Source organism: Kitasatospora sp. NPDC094015 (genome assembly GCF_040304075.1).
Taxonomy (GTDB): domain Bacteria; phylum Actinomycetota; class Actinomycetes; order Streptomycetales; family Streptomycetaceae; genus Kitasatospora.
The window spans coordinates 333,904-355,121 of record NZ_JBEOUL010000005.1; the positions used below are offsets into that span (position 1 = coordinate 333,904).

A 21,218-nucleotide genomic window follows, 5' to 3' on the forward strand; every position below is an offset into this window, starting at 1 on the left:
CCTGTGGCATGCTCGCCGACATGGAGCAGATATCGGTCAGCCCGGTCTTCGTCGGGCGCAGCAGCGAGACCGACCTTCTGGCCGCGGCCCTGCGCCGCGCCGAGGCCGGCGAGCCGCAGACCGTGCTGATCGGGGGAGAGGCCGGGGTGGGCAAGACCCGGCTGGTGGAGGAGTTCCTCGGCAGCGCGGCCGCGGCCGGCGCGCTCAGCACGCTCGGCGGGTGCCTGGAGATCGGCGCCGAGGGCCTGCCGTACGCGCCGCTGGCCGCCGCGCTGCGCCGGCTGCACCGGCTGCTGGGGCGGGAGTTGGAGCAGGCCGCGGCCGGGATGGAGGGCCATCTGGCCCGGCTGCTCCCGGGCTTCGGCGAGGCCGACGGGGAGCCGAACGACGAGTTCGGCCGGGCCCGGCTGTTCGAGCACACCGCCCGGCTCTTCGAACGGCTTTCCGTGGAACGGACGTTGGTGCTCGCGGTGGAGGACCTGCACTGGTCCGACCGCTCCACCCGGGAACTGCTCGCCTACCTGATCCGCACCCTGCACGGCTCCCGGGTCCTGATCGTCACCACCTACCGCAGCGACGACCTGCACCGCCGCCACCCGCTGCGCCCCTTCCTCGCCGAACTCGACCGGCTGCGCACGGTGCAGCGCCTGGAGCTGGACCGCTTCGGGCAGGGCGAGGTGGCCGCCCAGCTGGCCGGCATCCTCGGCACCGGCGCGCCGGACCGGGCCCTGGTGGACCGGATCCACCGCCGGTCCGAGGGCAACCCGTTCTTCGTCGAGGAGCTCGCCACCGCGTACCAGCAGGGCTGTCCGGCCGGCATGACCGACTCGCTGCGGGACATCCTGCTGGTCCGGGTCGAGGCGCTGCCCGACGAGACCCAGCAGGTGATCAGGTTCGCCGCCGAGGGCGGCTCCTGCGTCGAGCACGAGCTGCTGGCGGCCGTCCTGGACGAGGGCGAGGAGCCGCTGATCGAGGCACTGCGCACCGCGGTCGGCGCCAACATCCTGCGGCCCGACCCGGACGGCGAGGGCTACTGCTTCCGGCACGCGCTGGTCCGCGAGGCGGTCTCGGACGACCTGCTGCCGGGCGAACGGCACCGGATCAACCGCCGCTTCGCCGCCGTGCTGGAGGCGGACCCGTCGCTGGTCGGCTGCGACGCCCGGCCCGCCCGGCTGGCCAACTACTGGTACCACGCGCACGATCCGGCCCGCGCCCTGCCGGCCGCCCTGGAAGCCGCCCGGGAGGCCCGCCGCCGCAACGCCTTCGCCGAGCAGCTCAAGATGCTGGAACGCGCCCTGGAACTCTGGGACGAGGTCTCCGAGGAGGTCCTGGAACACACCCTGCGCCCGTACGACTGGGCCGAGACCTACCCGCCCTGCGCCTGCGACCCGGGCACCCACGACGCCTCCTGCGACCGGCTGCGGGTGGTGGACGTGCTGGCCGAGGGCGTGGTCGCGGCCCGCCGCAGCGGTGAGCGCGAACGCGGCCTGAGCCTGGCCAAGCGCGGCATCAAGCTGGTCGACGAGCAGGAGAACCCGACCCGGGCGGCCTGGTTCCGGATGCAGCGGGCCCGGATGCTCGGCCACCTGGACCGGCCCGGCGGCAGCGACGAACTCGCGTACGCGCACCGGCTGGTGGCCGATCTCGGCCCCTCCGCGGTGCAGGCCGAGGTGCTGGCGCTGGACGCCGCGCACGCGATGCTCCGGCGCCCGACCCGGGCCCACCTGGCGATCGCCGAGCGGGCCGCCGGGATCGCCCGGCAGGTCGGCGCGTCCAGCGTGGAGGCGCACGCCCGGATGACCCTGGGCAGCCTGCTCGCCGACTTCGAGGAGCCGGCCGACGGGCTGGCCCAGCTCACCGAGGCGGTCGCGCAGGCCCGCTCGCTCGGGGTGCCCGACCTGCTCTGCCGGGGCCTGAACAACCTCGCCAGCCTGCTCAACATGGTCGGCCGGGCCGAGGACGCCGCGGCGGCCGCCCGGGAGGGGCTGGAGGCGGCCGGCAGCACCGGCCTGCTGGGCAACACCGGGGCGATCCTGACCGGCAACTGGGCCGAGGCGCTGATCGCGCTCGGCCGGCTGGAGGAGGCCGGCGCGCTGCTCGACGGCTGGGCGGAGGACCCGTCCCGGGACTCGCACCACGAGTTCCTCGGCCGGCTGCGCGGCGAACTCGCCCTGCTCGCCGACGACCTGCCCGCCACCGAGGCCGCGTACGCGCAGACCAGGGCGGCCGGGCGCAACCAGCAGCCGCAGCACGTCCTGCCGACGCTCCGGATCGGGATCGCGCTGGCCGCCCGGCAGGGCCGCCCGCTGGCCGCCCGGGAGGACCTGCTCGACCTGCTCGCCGCCGGTACCAACCCGGGGCAGGAAGCCCTGCTGCTGCCGCTGCTGGTGCAGGCCGCGGCCGCCGAGGCGGACGCCCGCGGGCTGCCCGCCACCGAGCCGGGCCGCGAGCAGGTGCTCGCCCGGATCGCCGCCGCCGTCGCCCAGTACCGGCCCCGGGTGGAACTGCAGATCGGCTGGGCCCGGCTGCTGGACGGCGAACTCGCCAGGGCCCAGGGCGCGGACACCGCCGCGCACTGGGCCGCCGCGGTGGACGCCCTGCGCGCCACCGGTCTGGCGCACCCGCTGGCGTACGCGCTGCTGCGCTCCGCGGAGCGGGAGCTCGCCGACGGCCGGCGGGACGCCGCGGCGGAGCTGCTCCGCGAGGCGCACGCGCTGGCCGGCCGGCGCGGTGACCGCCACCTGGAGCGGGAGGCCGCCCTGCTGGCCGAGCGGGCCGCGCTGCCGCTGACGGCGGGCCGCCCCCGACGGGCCACCGCACCGACGGCGGAGGGGAGTTCGCAGCGGCCGCCGGTGCTGGAGGCGCTCGGGCTGACCCCGCGCGAGCGCGACGTGCTGCGGCTGCTGGCGCTCGGCCGGACCAACCGGCAGATCGCCGAGGAGCTCTACATCTCGCCGAAGACGGCCAGCGTGCACGTCTCCAACATCCTGGCCAAGCTGGAGGTCACCGGCCGCGGCGAGGCGGCCGCACTGGCCCACCGCTGGCGGCTGTTCCCGGACCCGGCACCGGTGGCCGGCGAGCGCTGAGCCACCCGCGCTGCCTCACCGGCCCGCGCCGGCGGTCCGGACGGGCGCATTCGACGGCGCACCGGATGGCGGGAGCGCGCCGGGGGGCGTGCGCCGCTGCCGATCGGGCGATCCCGATCCACCGCCACCAGGCTGTCCCTGCACGTCATTACTCTAAGTTGAGTGAGCGTGTCGTTGAGTGACGAAAGTGGTGTAGGGTCCGGATCGGGAACACCGGTACGGCACCGCGGAGCGCCGCACAGCCGAGGCCCGGGCCGAACAGGTCCTGGGGTCGGAGGGGGAGATGTCGATTGAACTCCACCGATGCGGTGCTGCCCGCCTCCCGGATCACCCCGCGCGCCGCCCGGCTGCGCACCTCGCTGGTCCACCAGGCGCGCACCGCAGGCCCGGCCGGCGCTCTGCTCGCGCTGCTCTGCCTCGGGTACACGGTGGGGGCCGCGTTCGGCTGGGGATCCCCCTCGGTCGCCCTGTTCATGGGTGACTTCGGCCTGGCCGGCGCCGCACTGGCGGCCGCCCTGTCCTGCCTCGCGCACGGCTGCTCGGTCGCCGGCCCGTCCCGCCCCGCCTGGCTGCTGTTCGGCCTCTCCTCCGCCATGGTCGCCGTCGGCAACGGCACCTGGGGCTGGTACGAGGTGGTGCTGCGCACCGAGGTGCCGGCCGACTCGATCGCCGACTTCGCCTTCCTGCTGTTCGCCCCGCTCGCCATCACCGGCCTGTTGGTACTCGCCCAGCGCCCGCGCACCGCGGCCGGCTGGCTCTGCCTGCTGCTGGACGGCTGGCTGGTCGGCGGCTCGCTGTTCACCCTCAGCTGGAGCCTGGCGCTCGGCCGGGTGGCCACCGGCGAGGGCGGCGACCCGCTCAAGCTGGCGATCGGCCTCGGGTACCCGGTGCTGGACATCCTGCTGGTCAGCCTGGTGGTCGGGCTGCGCTTCCGGAGCCGGGACGGCAACCGCGCGGCGGTGCACACCGCGATGGTGGCGCTGGCCGTGACGGTGGTCTGCGACGCCCTGTTCACCGCGCCGGAGCTGCACAGCAGCTACCGCTCGGGCGAGCTGCTGGACGCCGGCTGGTTCGCCGGCAGCGTGCTGCTGGCCCGGGCGCCCTGGTCGCACTCCCCGCGCGACTCCGGCCGCGGCGAGCACCCCTCCGCGGGGGGTGTGCCGCGCCGCCGGGTGGCCACCACCTTCAGCGCGCTGACCCCGTACGTGGCCGCCGCGGTCTGCACCGCCGGCATCCTCTACAACGCCATCGTGGGCCACTTCGTGGACCGCGAAGTGGTCGCCGCCGCCTGCACGGTGGGTCTCGCGCTGATCCTGCGGCAGGGCGTGATGCTGCTGGACAACCTCTCGCTGGCGCAGGAACTCACGCAGAAGGAGGCGCACTTCCGCTCGCTGGTGCAGGGTTCCAGCGACGTGATCATGATCGCGGGCGCGAACGGCGTGCTCTCCTACGTCAGCCCGGCCGCGCTGCGGGTCTACAGCCGCGACCCCGAGGAGCTGGTCGGCGGCAACCTGCTCAACCTGGTCCACCCCGACGACGTCGACCGGGTGCTCTCCGAGGTGGGCCGGATCCTCGCCCGCGGCCGCACCCCGTCCCGCCGGGAGGGCGGCGCGGAGCCGTCCGCCCGGGTGGAGTGCCGGATCCGCTCCGGCGAGGGCGAGTGGCTGCACGTGGAGTCCACCCTCAACCGCTACCGGGACGGGCTGATCCTCAACAGCCGGGACGTCTCCGAGCGGGTCCGGCTGCAGGCGCAGCTCCAGCACCACGCCTTCCACGACCCGCTCACCGACCTGCCCAACCGGGCGCTGTTCGCCCAGCGGGTGCGGGCGGCGCTGGGGCTCGGCGAGCCGGACGGCCCGCGCGGGCACCGGCCGGCCGACGGCAGCACGGTGGCGGTGCTCTTCCTCGACCTGGACGGCTTCAAGGCGGTCAACGACACCGCCGGCCACCAGGTCGGCGACGAGCTCCTGGTGCAGGCCGCCCGGCGGCTCCAGGGCGCGGTCCGCTCCGGCGACACGGTCGCCCGCTTCGGCGGCGACGAGTTCGCCGCCCTGGTCTGCGGCCGGCTGGCCGCCACCCAGGTCCTGGAGCTGGCCGAGCGGCTGCGCACCGCGCTCTCCGAGCCGTACTGGATCGGCGGCGCCGAGCTGGGGGTGGCGGCCAGCATCGGGATCGCCTTCGCCCCCCGCGACCACGCCCCGGACGCCGACCCCAGGGCCGCCACCGACGAGCTGATGCGCAACGCGGACCTGGCGATGTACCGGGCGAAGTCCGAGGGCAAGGGCCGGGTGGTGCTGTACACCCCGGCGATAAGAACCGAGCTGGAGCGCCGCACCGAGCTGGAGGAGCGGCTGCGGCTGGCCGTCCGGGAGGGCGGCTTCACCCTGCTCCACCAGCCCGTGGTCGACCTCGCCACCGGCCAGGTCGCGGTGGTCGAGGCGCAGGCCCGCTGGCGCTCCGCGCAGGGCCTGCTGCTCACCCCGGCCGAGTTCCTGCGGACCGCCGAGCACGGCGGCGCGGCCACCAGGTTCGCCCGCTGGATGCTCCAGGAGGCGATCCGGGCCGCCGCCGGCCGCTGGGCCGACCCGAGCACCCCCGACGTCCCGGTCTCGGTCCGGCTGACCGGCGAGCGGCTCTGCGCCCCCGGCATGTACGAGGCGGTGGCCTCCGCGCTGCGGGACAGCGGCCTGCCGCCCGGCCTGCTGATGCTGGAGCTGGCCCGGACCGACGCCGACGAGAGCGCCGACGAGCTGGGCCGCCGGCTGGCCGCGCTGCGCCGGCTGGGCGTCGGCACCGCGGTCGCCGGCTTCGGGGTGGGCGGCGGCTCGCTCGGCACCCTGGCCAGGCTGCCCTTCGACGTGCTCAAGCTGGACCGCAGCCTGGTCCAGGACCTGGCCGACTCGGCGCTCACCCGGGCGCTGGCCGGCAACGCGCTGCGGCTCGGCCGCGACCTGGGGCTGGTCACCGCGGCCGAGGGCGCCGACCACCCGCGCCAGGTCGCCGTGCTGCAGGAGCTGGGCTGCCGCCGGGCCCAGGGGCTGGCCTTCGCGCAGCCGCTGGACGGCCCCCGGCTGAGCCGGGCCCTGGTGCGCCGGGTCTACCCGCTGCCGCGCCCGATCGGGTCGCTCACCGGGCGCCGGCCGCACCTGGCGCCGGAGGCCCGTACGGGTGGCTGCCCGGAGCCCGTCCCGGGCCGCTCCGCGCACCACCACGGGCCCCTCGACCTGCCACAACGCCATACCGTGGGGGGTCCGTCCGGGGGTCCGCATGGCGAGACGTCGATCCCACCAGCTTGACACTCGCCCCCACGCGGGAGGAAGGTCGGTGCCATGCGCACCCGAATTCTCGTACTTGGCGGGCGCGTCGGCTGAGCGGGCTGCTGTGCCTGCCTCATGACAGACCGACGCGCCACCCCTCGCATGCCCTGGGCACGAGGGGTTTTTTGTTGCACTGGAACTGCTCCACCACCGCGATACCCCTGGCCCTGAGCGTCCTAAAACGGGACGATTGGGGCAGAGCCGGAGATCGGCCCCCGGACGGCAGCACCCTCAACTGCCGGGGCCGGCAGAACCCGAGAAGAGACAGGCAGATGACTGAGCACGCCGCATCCCCCCGCCGCGGGGACACCCCGGCAGCCCACGCTCCGGGTCACCAGACCACCGAGACCATGACCGGCGCCCAGTCGCTCATCCGCTCTCTCGAGGCCGTGGGCGCCGACACCGTCTTCGGCATCCCCGGCGGGGCGATCCTGCCCGCGTACGACCCGCTGATGGACTCCGTCAAGGTGCGGCACATCCTGGTCCGGCACGAGCAGGGGGCCGGCCACGCCGCCACTGGGTACGCCCAGGCGACCGGCCGGGTCGGCGTCTGCATGGCCACCTCGGGCCCCGGTGCGACCAACCTGGTGACCCCGATCGCCGACGCCTACATGGACTCGGTGCCGATCGTCGCGATCACCGGGCAGGTCGCCTCCAAGGCGATCGGGACGGACGCCTTCCAGGAGGCCGACATCTGCGGCATCACGATGCCGATCACCAAGCACAACTTCCTGGTCACCGACCCGGCGGAGATCCCCCGGGTGATCGCCGAGGCCTTCCACATCGCGGGCACCGGCCGCCCCGGCCCGGTCCTGGTCGACATCGCCAAGGACGCGCTCCAGGCCACCACGGTCTTCCGCTGGCCGGTGGAGACCTCGCTGCCCGGCTACCGGCCGGTCACCAAGCCGCACGCCAAGCAGATCCGCGAGGCGGCGAAGATGCTGGTCGCCGCGCGCAAGCCGGTCCTGTACGTCGGCGGCGGCGTGCTCAAGGCGAACGCCAGCGCCGAGCTGCGGATCCTGGCCGAGCTGACCGGCGCCCCGGTGGTCACCACCCTGATGGCGCTCGGCGTCTTCCCGGACAGTCACCCGCAGCACCTGGGCATGCCCGGCATGCACGGCTCCGTCCCGGCCGTCACCGCGCTGCAGAAGTCGGACCTGCTGTTCACCCTCGGTGCCCGCTTCGACGACCGGGTCACCGGCAAGCTGGACAGCTTCGCGCCGTTCGCCAAGGTCGTGCACGCCGACATCGACCCGGCCGAGATCGGCAAGAACCGGCCGGCCGACGTGCCGATCGTCGGTGACGCCCGCGAGGTGATCGCCGATCTGATCGTCGCCGTCCAGGCCGAGTTCGACGCCGGCCACAAGGGCGACTACGCCGACTGGTGGGTCAAGCTCAACCAGTGGAAGACCACCTACCCGCTGGGCTACGAGCCCGCCCCCGAGGGCGAGCTGTCGCCGCAGCAGGTGATCGAGCGGATCGGGCAGCTGGTCGGCTCGGACGCCATCTACGCCGCCGGCGTCGGCCAGCACCAGATGTGGGCCTCGCAGTTCATCAGCTACGAGAAGCCGGCCACCTGGCTGAACTCGGGCGGCGCGGGCACCATGGGCTACGCGGTCCCGGCCGCGATGGGTGCCAAGGCCGGCAAGCCGGACACCGCGGTCTGGGCGATCGACGGTGACGGCTGCTTCCAGATGACCAATCAGGAACTGGTCACCTGCGCCCTCAACAACATCCCGATCAAGGTCGCGGTCATCAACAACGGCTCGCTCGGGATGGTCCGCCAGTGGCAGACCCTGTTCTACAACCAGCGCTACTCCAACACCGTGCTGCACGCCGGCCCGGAGCACGACGGCAAGCAGCCGCCGGCCCAGGGCACCCGGATCCCCGACTTCGTGATGCTCTCGGAGGCGATGGGCTGCGTCGGCCTGCGCTGCGAGCGCCCGGAGGACCTGGACGCCGTGATCAAGCAGGCGATGGAGATCAACGACCGCCCGGTGGTCATCGACTTCATCGTCCACCAGGACGCCATGGTCTGGCCGATGGTGGCCGCGGGCACCAGCAACGACGAGATCCTCGCCGCCCGGGACGTGCGCCCGGACTTCGGCGACGACCTCGACTGACGGCCCGACCTCACCGATAGAGAGACCATGACCATCATGTCCAAGCACACCCTCTCCGTCCTGGTCGAGAACAAGCCCGGCGTCCTCGCCCGGATCGCCTCGCTGTTCTCCCGTCGGGGATTCAACATCGACTCGCTGGCCGTCGGCCCGACCGAGCACCCGGACATCTCCCGGATGACCATCGTGGTCAACGTGGAGGACCTCCCGCTGGAGCAGGTCACCAAGCAGCTGAACAAGCTGGTCAACGTGATAAAGATCGTCGAACTCGACCAGAGCCAGGCGGTCCAGCGCGAGCTGGTCCTGGTCAAGGTCCGGGCCGACGCCGAGAGCCGCTCGCAGATCGTCGAGATCGTGCAGCTGTTCCGCGCCAAGACGGTCGACGTCTCGCCGGACGCGGTGACCATCGAGGCCACCGGCAGCTCCGACAAGCTGGAGGCGATGCTCAAGATGCTGGAGCCGTACGGCATCAAGGAGCTGGTCCAGTCCGGGCTGGTGGCCATCGGGCGCGGCGCCCGGTCGATCACCGACCGCTCGCTGCGGGCGCTCGACCGCAGCGCCTGACGGGCCGCCGCACCCCGCCGTCTCACCCCCTGAAGCACCGCCCCGCCCCACCGCCGGGTCCACGTACCGTAGGTACGCACCGGCACCACCACCACGCAAGGAGATGTGCCCCCGTGGCCGAGCTGTTCTACGAAGACGACGCCGACCTGTCCATCATCCAGGGCCGCAAGGTCGCGGTCATCGGCTACGGCAGCCAGGGCCACGCCCACGCGCTGTCGCTGCGGGACTCGGGCGTGGACGTCCGGGTCGGCCTGCTGGAGGGCTCGAAGTCCCGTGCCAAGGCCGAGGAGGCCGGGCTGCGCGTGACCGACCCGTCCACCGCCGCGGCCGAGGCCGACGTCATCATGATCCTGGTGCCGGACCCGATCCAGGCCGACGTCTACGCCGAGTCGATCGAGCCGAACCTGAAGGCGGGCGACGCCCTGTTCTTCGGCCACGGCCTGAACATCCGCTTCGGCTTCATCACCCCGCCGGAGAACGTCGACGTCTGCATGGTCGCCCCCAAGGGCCCCGGCCACCTGGTCCGCCGCCAGTACGAGGAGGGCCGCGGCGTCCCCTGCATCGTGGCGGTCGAGCAGGACTCCACCGGCAAGGCGTTCGATCTGGCCCTGTCGTACGCCAAGGGCATCGGCGGCACCAAGGCCGGCGTCATCAAGACCACCTTCACGGAGGAGACCGAGACCGACCTCTTCGGTGAGCAGGCCGTCCTGTGCGGCGGCACCGCCGCGCTGGTCAAGGCGGGCTTCGAGACCCTGGTCGAGGCCGGCTACCAGCCGGAGATCGCCTACTTCGAGTGCCTGCACGAGCTCAAGCTGATCGTCGACCTGATGTACGAGGGGGGTCTGGAGAAGATGCGCTGGTCGGTCTCCGAGACCGCCGAGTGGGGCGACTACGTCACCGGCCCGCGCATCATCACCGCCGACACCAAGGCCGAGATGAAGAAGGTCCTCGCCGAGATCCAGGACGGCACCTTCGCCAACACCTGGATCGCCGAGTACAAGGCGGGCCTGCCGAAGTACAACGCGTACAAGACCGCGGACTCCGAGCACCTGCTGGAGACCACGGGCAAGAAGCTCCGCAAGCTGATGAGCTGGGTCGACGCGGAGGCGTAACGCCTTCGGGTGGTCCAACTGCCTTGTACAACCAGGCTGCTCCCGTCCGGGTGATTTCGCCGGACGGGAGCAGCCGGGCCCCCAGCCCGTCGATACACTTCGAATGCGCGTCAGGCCCACAGCGTCGTGCGTCTACCTACGCGGCATGCCACCTTCCCCCCGACCGCCACGCCACCTACGTGCCGGGGAGAACCGGACAGTTAAGGACACTGTCGTGAGCAAATCCGTTGTACTGATCGCCGAAGAGCTGTCCCCCGCCACGGTCGACGCGCTCGGCCCGGATTTCGAGATCCGGCACTGCAACGGTGCCGACCGCACCGAGCTGCTGACCGCGATCGCGGACGTCGACGCCATCCTGATCCGCAGCGCCACCAAGGTGGACGCCGAGGCGCTGGCCGCCGCCAAGAAGCTGAAGGTCGTCGCCCGCGCCGGCGTCGGCCTGGACAACGTGGACGTGTCGGCCTCCACCAAGGCCGGTGTGATGGTCGTGAACGCCCCGACCTCCAACATCGTCACCGCCGCCGAGCTCGCCTGCGGCCTGCTGATCTCCGTCGCCCGCAACATCGCGCCGGCCAACGCCGCGCTCAAGCAGGGTGAGTGGAAGCGCAACAAGTACACCGGCGTCGAGCTCAGCGAGAAGGTCCTCGGCGTGGTCGGCCTCGGCCGGATCGGCGTGCTGGTGGCGCAGCGGATGTCCGCCTTCGGCATGAAGATCGTGGCCTACGACCCCTACATCCAGGCCGCCCGCGCGGCCCAGATGGGCGTCAAGCTGCTCTCCCTGGAGGAGCTGCTGGAGGTCTCCGACTTCATCACCGTGCACCTCCCCAAGACTCCCGAGACGATCGGCCTGATCGGCGACGAGGCGCTGCACAAGGTCAAGCCGACCGTGCGGATCGTCAACGCCGCCCGCGGCGGCATCGTGGACGAGGCCGCGCTCGCGGCCGCGCTGCGCGACGGCCGGGTGGCCGGCGCCGGTCTGGACGTCTACGCCAAGGAGCCGTGCACCGACTCTCCGCTGTTCGGGTTCGACAACGTGGTCGCCACCCCGCACCTGGGCGCCTCCACCGACGAGGCGCAGGAGAAGGCCGGCATCGCGGTCGCCCGCTCGGTCCGCCTCGCGCTGGCCGGCGAGCTGGTGCCGGACGCGGTCAACGTCCAGGGCGGCGTGATCGCCGAGGACGTGAAGCCGGGCCTGCCGCTGGCCGAGAAGCTCGGCCGGATCTTCACCGCGCTGGCCGGCGAGGTCGCCGTCCGGCTCGACGTCGAGGTCCGCGGCGAGATCACCCAGCACGACGTCAAGGTGCTCGAACTCTCGGCCCTCAAGGGCGTGTTCGAGGACGTGGTGGCCGAGACGGTGTCCTACGTCAACGCCCCGCTGTTCGCCCAGGAGCGCGGCGTGGAGGTCCGGCTGACCACCTCCAGCGAGAGCCCCGAGCACCGCAACGTGATCACCGTCCGCGGCACCCTGGCGGACGGCGGCGAGGTCGCCATCTCCGGCACGCTCGCCGGCCCGAAGCAGCAGCAGAAGATCGTCGGCGTGGACGCCTTCGACGTGGACGTGGCGCTCACCGACCACATGGCCTTCTTCAAGTACGAGGACCGCCCCGGCGTGGTCGGCACCCTCGGCCGGATCCTCGGCGACGCCGGCATCAACATCGCCGGCATGCAGGTCGCCCGGGACGGCGCGGAGGCGCTCGCCTCGATCACCGTCGACAGCGAGGTCTCCCAGGAGGTCCTGGCCGAGATCGCCGCCGCGATCGGCGCCCGCTTCGCCCGCGCGGTCAACCTCGGCTGACCCCTCGCGACGACCACGGAGGCCCTCCCGCCCCAGGCAGGAGGGCCTCCGTCGTCCCCGGGCGGGGGCGCCCGGGTGAACCTCGTCTCAGATACTAGGAAATCCAACTAATCGTGCAGACAGCGGAGCCGCGCCGTCGTACGGTGAAAGAGCCATACGGTGTGCCACCCCTGCAAGCCAGGGACGGTGGCCCGTGTGCGCCCGTACGCAGCTCGGCAGGCGACCCTTGCCGGCGTACCCACCCCTCCCCACCGCACCGCCGCGTGCACCTGAACTCCGAGGAGACCGGTATGCCCCCCGTCGCAGACCGTCGTAACGCCCCCACCACCGACACCACCCACACCCCGCGCCGCCGGCGCCGCAGCGAGCCGCACCCGCACGCCGCGGCCGCCCTGCAGCGCGCCCTGGACCGCCGCGACAACGGCGGCGCCACCGGCCACGGCTACTGATCCACCGGGCGCCCGGGCCGGCCGGGGCGACGCTCCCGCCGGCCCGATGTGCCTACTGGGCCGAACGCCTGACGGTACGTCACCCACAGGAGTGCAAGCCGTCCACCAACGGGGGACACTGCTCGCGCCCCCAGCTCGATGATCCTAATTTGGTGCCTCCGGAAGGGTGATCGACCTCCGCACGGCGCGGACCGCGGCTGACCGGCACGCAGATCAGTCCACCCCTGCCGGGGGAGACGGACCTGTGCGCACCCCACCCGCCCATCGCCGAGCGGCACCGATCGTCCGGATCGGGCTGGCCCTCGCCCTGCTGACCGCCGCCGCGCCCGCCGGTGCGGCGGCGGCCGAGCCCTCCGACGGCCCGGGCCGGGGCGCCCGCCCCGGGCCCTTCGCCGGCTTCCTGCTGGAACTCGACACCGAGCCGGCCGCGCCCGCCTGGCGCCGGGCCGCCGACGAGGCCCGCCGGGCCCGGCGCAGCCCGGAGGCCGTCCGCGCCGATGCGGCCCGGGCCGGCTCCGCGCAGCGGGCCGCCGCACTGCGCGCCGTCGCGGGCCTGGAGGCGGCGGTGCACCGGGCCGAGCCGACGGCCCGACCGCTCTACCGCACCGGCACGGTGCTCTCCGGCCTCGCCGTGCGCGCCAGCGCCGCGGCGCTGCCCCGGCTGGCCGCGCTGCCCGGGGTCCGGGCGGTGCACCCGATCGCGCTCAAGCAGCGCGCCAACTCCTACTCGGTGCCGCTCACCGGCGCCCCCGAGGTGTGGTCCCCGCCGGCCGGCGAGGGGAACACCGGGCGCGGGGTCCGGATCGGCATCATCGACTCGGGCATCGACTACACCCACGCCGACTTCGGCGGCCCCGGCACCGAGCAGGCCTTCGCGGCCGTGGACGGCGCCCGGACCGCCCCCGCCGGGCTGTTCCCGAACGCCAAGGTGACCGGCGGCAAGGACCTGGTCGGCGACGACTACAACCCGGATCCGTCCGCCGAGGCCTCGCAGCCCGTGCCGCACCCGGACGACAACCCGATCGACTGCGCGCTCAACGGGCACGGCACCCACGTGGCCGGCACGGCCGCCGGGTACGGCGTCACCGCGGCCGGCGGGACGTACCGCGGCCCCTACCGGTCGGGGCTGGACCCGGCCGCCTTCAAGGTCGGCCCCGGCGCGGCGCCCGAGGCGCAGCTGTACGCGATCCGGGTGTTCGGCTGCACCGGCTCCACCGACCAGCTCGCCCAGGCGCTGGACGTGGCCGCCGACCCGAACGGCGACGGTGATCTGACGGACCGCCTGGACGTGGTCAACCTCTCGCTCGGCAGCAGCTTCGGCGACCCGGGGGACGCCGACGCGCTGGCCGCCGACCGGCTGGCCGAGCTGGGCACGGTGGTGGTCGCCGCCGCCGGCAACGAGGGCGACGTCTACGCGGTCGGGGGCAGCCCGGGGATCGCCCCGCGGGTGCTCGCGGTGGCCGCCTCGGTCGACCGGCACACCGACGCGGACGGCATCCGGGTGCTGGCCCCGGCGGCGCTGGCGGGATTGGTGCCGGCCCACTGGAGCGCCCGCTACCAGCAGTGGTCCACGGCCGAGGTCGCCGGCGACCTGGTGGCGCCGGTCGACCAGAGCGACGGCTGCACGGCCTTCGGCGCGGCCGACGCGGAGCGCCTCAAGGGCCGGGTGGCGCTGCTGACCTGGCGCACCAAGGACCCGGACCGGGCCTGCGGCTCCGCCGCCCGGGCCGACCACGCGGCGGACGCGGGGGCGGTCGGCGCGCTGCTCGCCGCGGACGGCGACAACCTGGGTGAGCTGGCGGGCGACGACCGGGTGCCGGTGGCGATCCTGGCCCGGGCGGACGGCGAGCGGCTCACCCGGGCGGTGGCGGCCGGTCCGGTCCGGGTCGAGCTGGCGGCGCCGGGCAACCGGCTGCACGGCGCGGTCTCCCAGGACCAGCCGCAGCGGGTGGACACCCTGGCCTCGTTCACCTCGCGCGGGATCGGGCTGCCCGGCGTGGTCAAGCCGGACCTGGCGGCGCCCGGCGAGACCATCTGGTCGGCCCGGGCCGGTACCGGCAGCGAGGGGATGCGCGAGGACGGCACCTCGATGGCCACCCCGCACGTCGCGGGCCTGGCCGCGCTGGTGCGCGCCGCGCACCCGGACTGGTCGGTCGCCGAGGTGAAGGCGGCGCTGATGAACACCGCCGGCGACACCTGGAAGGGCGACGACCGCTCCGGCCCGGTCTACGGCCCGGAGCGCACCGGCGCCGGGCGGGTCCGGGTGGACCTGGCGGTCCGTACCCCGGCGGTGGCGTACGCGGCGGGGGAGGGGGCCGTGGCCGGCGCGGTCGGGCTGTCCTTCGGCGCGGTGGCGGTCTCCCGGCCCACCGAGGCCGTCCGCGAGGTGGAGGTGCGCAACTTCGGCGACACCCCGCTGAGCTACACCACCGGGTACCTGGCGGCCACCGAGCTGCCCGGCGCGTCCTTCGCGCCGAGCCCGGCCCGGATCGAGGTGCCGGCCGGCGGCACCACCCGGGTCAAGGTGACCCTGCGGGTGCCGGCGCGGCTGGACCGGGTGCCGGATCCGACCATCGACACCGTCCAGGGCGGCCGGGCCCGGGCCTTCCGCGGCGAGCTCTCCGGACGGCTGCTGCTGACCCCGGTCGGCGGCGGTGCCCCGGCGCTGCGGGTGCCGCTGTTCGCGGCCCCGCACGCGGCCTCCGAGCTGACGGCCGGGCTGCAGACCCGCGGCCCGCGGGCGGGCTCCACCCTGCTGGCGCTCGGCGGCACCGCGGCCCCGTCGGCGGCGGGCGGCCTGGTCAGCGCCTTCCAGCTGGGCGGGGAGGGCGAGCGGTGGCCGGACTGCCCGGCCGACGGGCTGTGCGCGGCCACCCCGGCCGACCTGGCCGCCGACCTCAGGGCGGCGGGCGCGGCCAGTGACGCCCCGGCGGTCGGCGACGACCCGCTCGGGCGCGGCACGCTCTACCTGGCGGCGGCGCTCTGGGGCCCGGCGGCCACCCCGGCCGGCCAGTTCGGCGTCCGGGCCTCGCTGGACACCGACGGGGACGGCCGCACCGACGCGGTGGTCACCGCCGACCGGATGACCGGCAGCGACGTCCTGGTGGCCCGCACGCTGGACGCCAGGACCGGCGAGCAGCTGGACGTCCAGCCGCTGAACGGGCGCTGGGGCGACACCGACACCGGGCTGCTGGACGGCGACGCGCTGGTCCTGCCGGTCCGCCTGTCGGCGCTGCCCGGCGTCGGACGGGACACCTCCCGGATCCACTACGCGCTGTGGACGTCCTTCGGCTCGGGCGGCGTGCCGAGCGAGGCGGACGCGATCTCCTCGATCGGTCTGGACGGCGAGCGGCCCACCCTGGCGATCGACGTGCTGCACCCGGCGCTGGACGTGCGGGACGGGACCGACGGGCGGGCGGCGATCGCCACGGCGGCCCGCTCGGGCTCGGTGCTGGAGGTCCGCCGCGGGCCGGGCGCGGAGGGCGCCCGGCTGCTCCTGCTGCACCACCTCAACGCGGACGGGCACCGCGCGCAGCTCGTCACCCTGCGGTGAGCGGGAGTCGACCGGGGTCGCGCCCGCGGGCACGACCCCGGTCGACGCTGCGGCACCGCTCGCGCGCTGCCGGGAATGTCCGAATGGTGGACGCAGGATGTCACCCCATGGGACGCGGGAGTAGGGTCACGACCATGTCACGCACCCTTCGCCTCGCAGTGATCCCCGGTGACGGTATCGGCCAGGAAGTGGTCGCCGAGGGCCTCAAGGTGCTCAGCGCCGTCCTCCCCGCCGACGTCAAGCTGGAGACCGCCGAGTACGACCTCGGCGCCCGCCGCTACCACCGCACCGGCGAGACCCTGCCGGACAGCGTGCTGGCGGAGCTGCAGGGCCAGGACGCGATCCTGCTCGGCGCGATCGGCGACCCGAGCGTGCCCTCCGGGGTGCTGGAGCGGGGCCTGCTGCTCAAGCTGCGGTTCGCCTTCGACCACCACATCAACCTGCGCCCGGGCAAGCTCTTCCCCGGCGTGCGGTCCCCGCTGGGCGGCGACCCGCAGATCGACTTCGTGGTGGTCCGCGAGGGCACCGAGGGCCCGTACGTGGGCAACGGCGGGTCGCTGCGCACCGGCACCGAGCACGAGGTGGCCACCGAGGTCAGCCTGAACACCGCCTTCGGCATCGAGCGGGTGGTGCGCGACGCCTACCGCCGGGCCGCGGCGCGTCCGCGCAAGAAGCTCACCCTGGTCCACAAGAACAACGTGCTGGTGCACGCCGGCCACCTGTGGACCCGGATCTTCCAGCAGGTCGGCCAGGAGTTCCCCGAGGTCACCACCGACTACCTGCACGTGGACGCGGCGACGATCTTCTTCGTCACCCAGCCCGAGCGGTTCGACGTGATCGTCACCGACAACCTGTTCGGCGACATCCTCACCGACCTGGCCGCGGCCGTCACCGGCGGCATCGGCCTGGCCGCGAGCGGCAACATCAACCCCACCGGCGCCTTCCCGTCCATGTTCGAGCCGGTGCACGGCTCGGCCCCGGACATCGCCGGCCAGGGCAAGGCCGACCCGACCGCCACCGTGCTGTCGGTCGCCATGCTGCTGGCCCACCTCGGGTACGCCGCCGAGGCGGCCCGGGTCGAGGCCGCCGTCGAGGCGGACCTGGCCGAGCGCTCCGGCGCCCGGTCCACCTCCGAGGTCGGCGACGCGCTCGCCGCCCGAGTATCCGGCTGACGGGCCGGAGCAGGACGAGACAGCCCACCGGCTGTTCGGCACGGCCCTCTGGATGCGAGTATCGACAGTGGGCCGTGCCGTCGTGCGTTCTCCCCCGGGGAGGTGCAACCGCGACGGCGGCGGCCCTGACCAACCCCACGGTGAAGGACAGACAGCCATGAGTACGCCCACCCAGGCGCCCATCACGTTCGACCTCAAGCCCTCCGCGCACCCGCTGTCCGACGCGGAGCGCGAGGCCCGGCTGACCAACCCCGGCTTCGGGCGGGTCTTCACCGATCACATGGTGACCATCCGGTGGACGGAGGGCCTGGGCTGGCACGACGCCCAGCTGACGCCGTACGCGCCGCTGGAGATCGACCCGGCCAACATGACCCTGCACTACGGGCAGGCGATCTTCGAGGGCCTCAAGGCCTACCGCCAGGCGGACGGCTCCATCGCCACCTTCCGGCCGGAGGCCAACGCGGCCCGTTTCCAGGACTCGGCCCGCCGGCTGGCGATGCCCGAGCTGCCGGTGGAGACCTTCGTCGAGGCGGTCGAGCTGCTGGTCGAGCAGGAGCAGGGCTGGGTGCCCTCGGAGGCCGAGCAGAGCCTGTACCTGCGGCCGTTCATGTTCGCCACCGAGGTCGGCCTCGGGGTCCGGCCGGCCAACTCCTACCTCTTCATGATCATCGCTTCCCCGGCCGGTGCCTACTTCCCCGGCGGCATCAAGCCGGTCTCGGTCTGGCTCTCCGAGGAGTACGTCCGGGCCGCGCCCGGCGGCACCGGCGCCGCCAAGTGCGCCGGCAACTACGCCGCCTCCCTGGTCGCCCAGGCCCAGGCCGCCGCCAAGGGCTGCGACCAGGTGGTCTGGCTCGACGCCGCCGAGCACCGGTGGATCGAGGAGATGGGCGGGATGAACCTGTACTTCGTCTTCGGCGAGGGCAAGGACGCGAAGATCGTCACCCCCGAGCTCTCCGGCGCGCTGCTGCCCGGCATCACCCGCCACTCCCTGCTCCAGCTCGCCTCGGACCTCGGCTACGCCGTCGAGGAGCGCAAGATCTCCACCGACGAGTGGAAGCAGGCCAACGCCGACGGCACCCTCACCGAGGTCTTCGCCTGCGGTACCGCCGCCGTGATCACCCCGGTCGGCTCGGTCAAGTCGGCCCGCGCGGACTGGACGGTCGGCCAGGGCGAGCTCGGCCCGGTCACCATGGAGCTGCGCAAGGCCCTGCTCGCCATCCAGGGCGGCCAGGCGCCCGACACCCACGGCTGGCTGCACAAGATCGTCTGACCCCCACCCGGGCGTCCCGCACCCCGGGACGCCCGGCCGGGTAACGTCGAAGACCCCCACTCGTTGAGCAGGACGACTTGAAGGAGGGGCTGTGAGCGCGTTGACCCACGACTTCGCCGAGGCCTGGGACGACCAGGACGGCGACCTCCTCGACGCATTCCTGGCCCTGGACACCCCCGAGGGGTTCAAGGCCGAGCTCATCGAGGGGGAGATCGTCGTGACACCACCGCCGGACGGGGATCACGAGACCGTGATCGGCCGGATCGTGTGGCAGATCGCCCGGCAGTGCCCGGAGGGCGTCGACTTCGCGGGTGGCAAGGGGCTGGTCGTGCCGAACGGCCGCTACATCCCGGACGGCACCTTCACCGCGGCCGGCGCCATGCTGGGCCGCGAGCCCTGGTCCAAGCCGGACGGCGTCCTGATGGTCCTCGAGGTCACCTCCAGCCGGCCCGGCAAGGACCGCGAGGCCAAGCGGCTGGGGTACGCCGCCGCCGGGATCCCGCTCTACCTGCTGGTCGACCGGCAGGCCAACCGTCTCGTGCTGCACAGTGATCCGGCCCGGGGGGACTACGCCACCACCACCGGCGTTGCGGTCGGCGACCCGCTGGTGCTCCCCGCACCGTTCGGTTTCGGACTGGCCACCGACCGGCTGACCTGAGGCGTTTCGCATCGCGAGACGCGTGCGCCGGGGCCCGGACGGTGTGCCACACTGCAAACGTGTCCTCGCTCTCGCTGATTATTAGCAGCAGGCGCGCCGGTCCGCAGTGACCGTTCCGCAGTACCCGAATGCGGAGCGACCACCAGCGTCCAGACCCGCGCGCAGACCTCTCGCACCCGCGAGGGGTCTTTTGTTTTGCCCCGGACCGGCCGGAGCCCCCACAAGGGGCCGAGGGACACCGGGTGCGCGCGGGATGCTGGACAGTGGAGCCGGATCCCGACCGGCAACAGCAGTAACTCCACCGAACGGAGAACCCAGGGCCATGACCGAGGCCAGCAACAGCCGCCCCCACGACAGCTTCCACGTCTTCGACACCACGCTGCGCGACGGCGCCCAGCGCGAGGGCATCAACCTCACGGTCGCGGACAAGCTGACCATCGCCCGGCACCTGGACGACTTCGGCGTCGGCTTCATCGAGGGCGGCTGGCCCGGCGCCAACCCCCGCGACACCGAGTTCTTCGCCCGCGCCGCCGCCGAGCTCGACCTGCGCCACGCCCAGCTGGTCGCCTTCGGCGCCACCCGCCGGGCGGGCGGCAAGGCCGCCGAGGACCCCCAGCTGGCCGCGCTGGTCAACTCCGGCGCTCCGGTCATCACCCTGGTGGCCAAGTCCCACGACCGGCACGTCGAACTCGCGCTGCGCACCACGCTCGACGAGAACCTGGAGATGGTCCGCGACAGCGTGGAGCACCTGCGGGCCCAGGGCCGGCGGGTGTTCATCGACTGCGAGCACTTCTTCGACGGCTACCGGGCCAACCCCGAGTACGCCCTCGCCGTGGTCCGCACCGCCCACCAGGCCGGCGCCGAGGTGGTGGTGCTCTGCGACACCAACGGCGGGATGCTGCCCGCGGGGGTGCGTGAGATCGTCGCGGAGGTGCTCGCCCGGACCGGGGCCCGGCTGGGCATCCACGCCCAGGACGACACCGGCTGCGCGGTCGCCAACACCCTGGCCGCGGTCGACGCCGGCGCCACCCACGTCCAGTGCACCGCCAACGGCTACGGCGAGCGGGTCGGCAACGCCAACCTCTTCCCGGTGGTCGGCGCGCTGGAGATCAAGTACGACCGCCGGGTGCTCCCGGCCGGCCGGCTGCCCGAGATGACCAGGATCTCGCACGCCATCGCCGAGGTGGTCAACCTCGCGCCCTCCACCCACCAGCCGTACGTGGGCTTCTCCGCCTTCGCCCACAAGGCCGGGCTGCACGCCTCGGCCATCAAGGTCGACCCGGACCTGTACCAGCACATCGCGCCCGAGCTGGTCGGCAACACCATGCGGATGCTGGTCTCGGACATGGCCGGCCGGGCCTCGATCGAGCTCAAGGGCAAGGAGCTCGGCTACGACCTGTCCGCCGACCGCGACCTGGTCGGCCGGGTGGTGGCCCGGGTCAAGGAGCAGGAGAACCTCGGCTACACCTACGAGGCCGCCGACGCCTCGTTCGAGCTGCTGCTCCGCGACGAGGTGCGCGGCAGCCGGGAGCGGTTCTTCACGCTGGAGTCCTGGCGGACCATCAGCGAGCAGCTGCCCGAGGGAAAGGCGGGCAACGAGGCCACCGTGAAGCTCTGGGCCAAGGGCGAGCGCAAGGTCGCCACCGGCGAGGGCAACGGCCCGGTGGACGCGCTCGACAAGGCCCTGCGGGCCGCCCTGGAGCGGATCTACCCGCAGCTGGCCGCGCTGGAGCTGGTGGACTACAAGGTCCGCATCCTGGAGGGCCAGCACGGCACCGGCTCCAAGACCCGGGTCCTGGTGGAGTCCACCGACGGCACCGCCACCTGGTCCACGGTCGGCGTCGCCGACAACGTGATCGCCGCCTCCTGGCTGGCCCTGGACGACGCCTACACCTACGGCCTGATCCACGCCGGGCTGGACCCGGCGGCCGACTGACCGCGACGCACCCCCGGGGGGCCCGTGGACCGTGGTCCGCGGGCCCCTTCCGCTGTCACCCGACTATCACCCGAACGGGTGAGGGTCGGCCGTGCCGGTCCTCAGCGGAGGCGGGCGAGGAGGGCGTGCTCGACGAGGGTGATGAGGGCGCTCTTGGCGCTGTCCCGGCGTCGGGCGTCGAGGGCG

General features: G+C 73.8%; 12 protein-coding genes and 1 pseudogene. 12 read left to right on the forward strand and 1 reads right to left on the reverse strand.

Annotated features, from left to right (window positions below; translation table 11 throughout):
- The first annotated feature begins 20 nt into the window (after positions 1–20).
- The 12 genes from ABT014_RS09435 (at position 21) to cimA (ending at position 21,032) form a co-directional block, all read left to right on the forward strand.
- Positions 21–3,086, forward strand: coding sequence for a helix-turn-helix transcriptional regulator (locus ABT014_RS09435; RefSeq protein ID WP_350638080.1), 3,066 nt, complete (start codon positions 21–23; stop codon positions 3,084–3,086).
- 290 nt (positions 3,087–3,376) lie between these two features.
- The gene (locus tag ABT014_RS09440) at positions 3,377–6,382 is read left to right on the forward strand and encodes a putative bifunctional diguanylate cyclase/phosphodiesterase (protein WP_350638081.1); all 3,006 of its coding nucleotides are present in this window, start codon (positions 3,377–3,379) and stop codon (positions 6,380–6,382) included.
- Between the two features lie 293 nt (positions 6,383–6,675).
- A complete protein-coding gene (locus ABT014_RS09445) occupies positions 6,676–8,526 on the forward strand; it encodes an acetolactate synthase large subunit (protein WP_350638082.1) in 1,851 nt (616 codons plus the stop codon).
- 36 nt (positions 8,527–8,562) lie between these two features.
- Positions 8,563–9,087, forward strand: a complete 525-nt coding sequence (gene ilvN / locus ABT014_RS09450) for an acetolactate synthase small subunit (RefSeq protein ID WP_033821081.1) — start codon at positions 8,563–8,565, stop codon at positions 9,085–9,087.
- Between the two features lie 113 nt (positions 9,088–9,200).
- Entirely contained in the window at positions 9,201–10,199 is a 999-nt protein-coding gene (ilvC, locus tag ABT014_RS09455; RefSeq protein WP_350638084.1) for a ketol-acid reductoisomerase, read from the forward strand.
- 214 nt (positions 10,200–10,413) lie between these two features.
- Positions 10,414–11,994: a phosphoglycerate dehydrogenase gene (serA, locus tag ABT014_RS09460; RefSeq protein ID WP_350638085.1), complete on the forward strand. Its 1,581-nt coding sequence runs from the start codon at positions 10,414–10,416 to the stop codon at positions 11,992–11,994.
- Between the two features lie 290 nt (positions 11,995–12,284).
- The gene (locus ABT014_RS09465; protein ID WP_350638087.1) at positions 12,285–12,443 is read left to right on the forward strand and encodes a hypothetical protein; all 159 of its coding nucleotides are present in this window, start codon (positions 12,285–12,287) and stop codon (positions 12,441–12,443) included.
- 244 nt (positions 12,444–12,687) lie between these two features.
- Positions 12,688–15,996, forward strand: a complete 3,309-nt coding sequence (locus tag ABT014_RS09470; protein WP_350638088.1) for a S8 family serine peptidase — start codon at positions 12,688–12,690, stop codon at positions 15,994–15,996.
- Between the two features lie 134 nt (positions 15,997–16,130).
- On the forward strand, positions 16,131–17,168 hold the full coding sequence (locus ABT014_RS09475; protein WP_350638089.1) for a 3-isopropylmalate dehydrogenase: 1,038 nt from the start codon (positions 16,131–16,133) through the stop codon (positions 17,166–17,168).
- Positions 17,169–17,325: 157 nt separating this feature from the next.
- Positions 17,326–18,438 carry a branched-chain amino acid aminotransferase gene (locus tag ABT014_RS09480; RefSeq protein WP_350638090.1) on the forward strand — a complete coding sequence of 371 codons (1,113 nt, stop codon included), beginning with the start codon at positions 17,326–17,328 and terminating at the stop codon, positions 18,436–18,438.
- A gap of 91 nt (positions 18,439–18,529) precedes the next feature.
- Positions 18,530–19,096, forward strand: coding sequence for a Uma2 family endonuclease (locus ABT014_RS09485; RefSeq protein WP_350638091.1), 567 nt, complete (start codon positions 18,530–18,532; stop codon positions 19,094–19,096).
- Between the two features lie 322 nt (positions 19,097–19,418).
- Entirely contained in the window at positions 19,419–21,032 is a 1,614-nt protein-coding gene (cimA, locus tag ABT014_RS09490; RefSeq protein ID WP_350638092.1) for a citramalate synthase, read from the forward strand.
- 101 nt (positions 21,033–21,133) lie between these two features.
- Here the strand turns inward: cimA and ABT014_RS09495 are convergent.
- A pseudogene (locus tag ABT014_RS09495) lies at positions 21,134–21,218 on the reverse strand (ATP-binding protein); the annotation flags it as partial.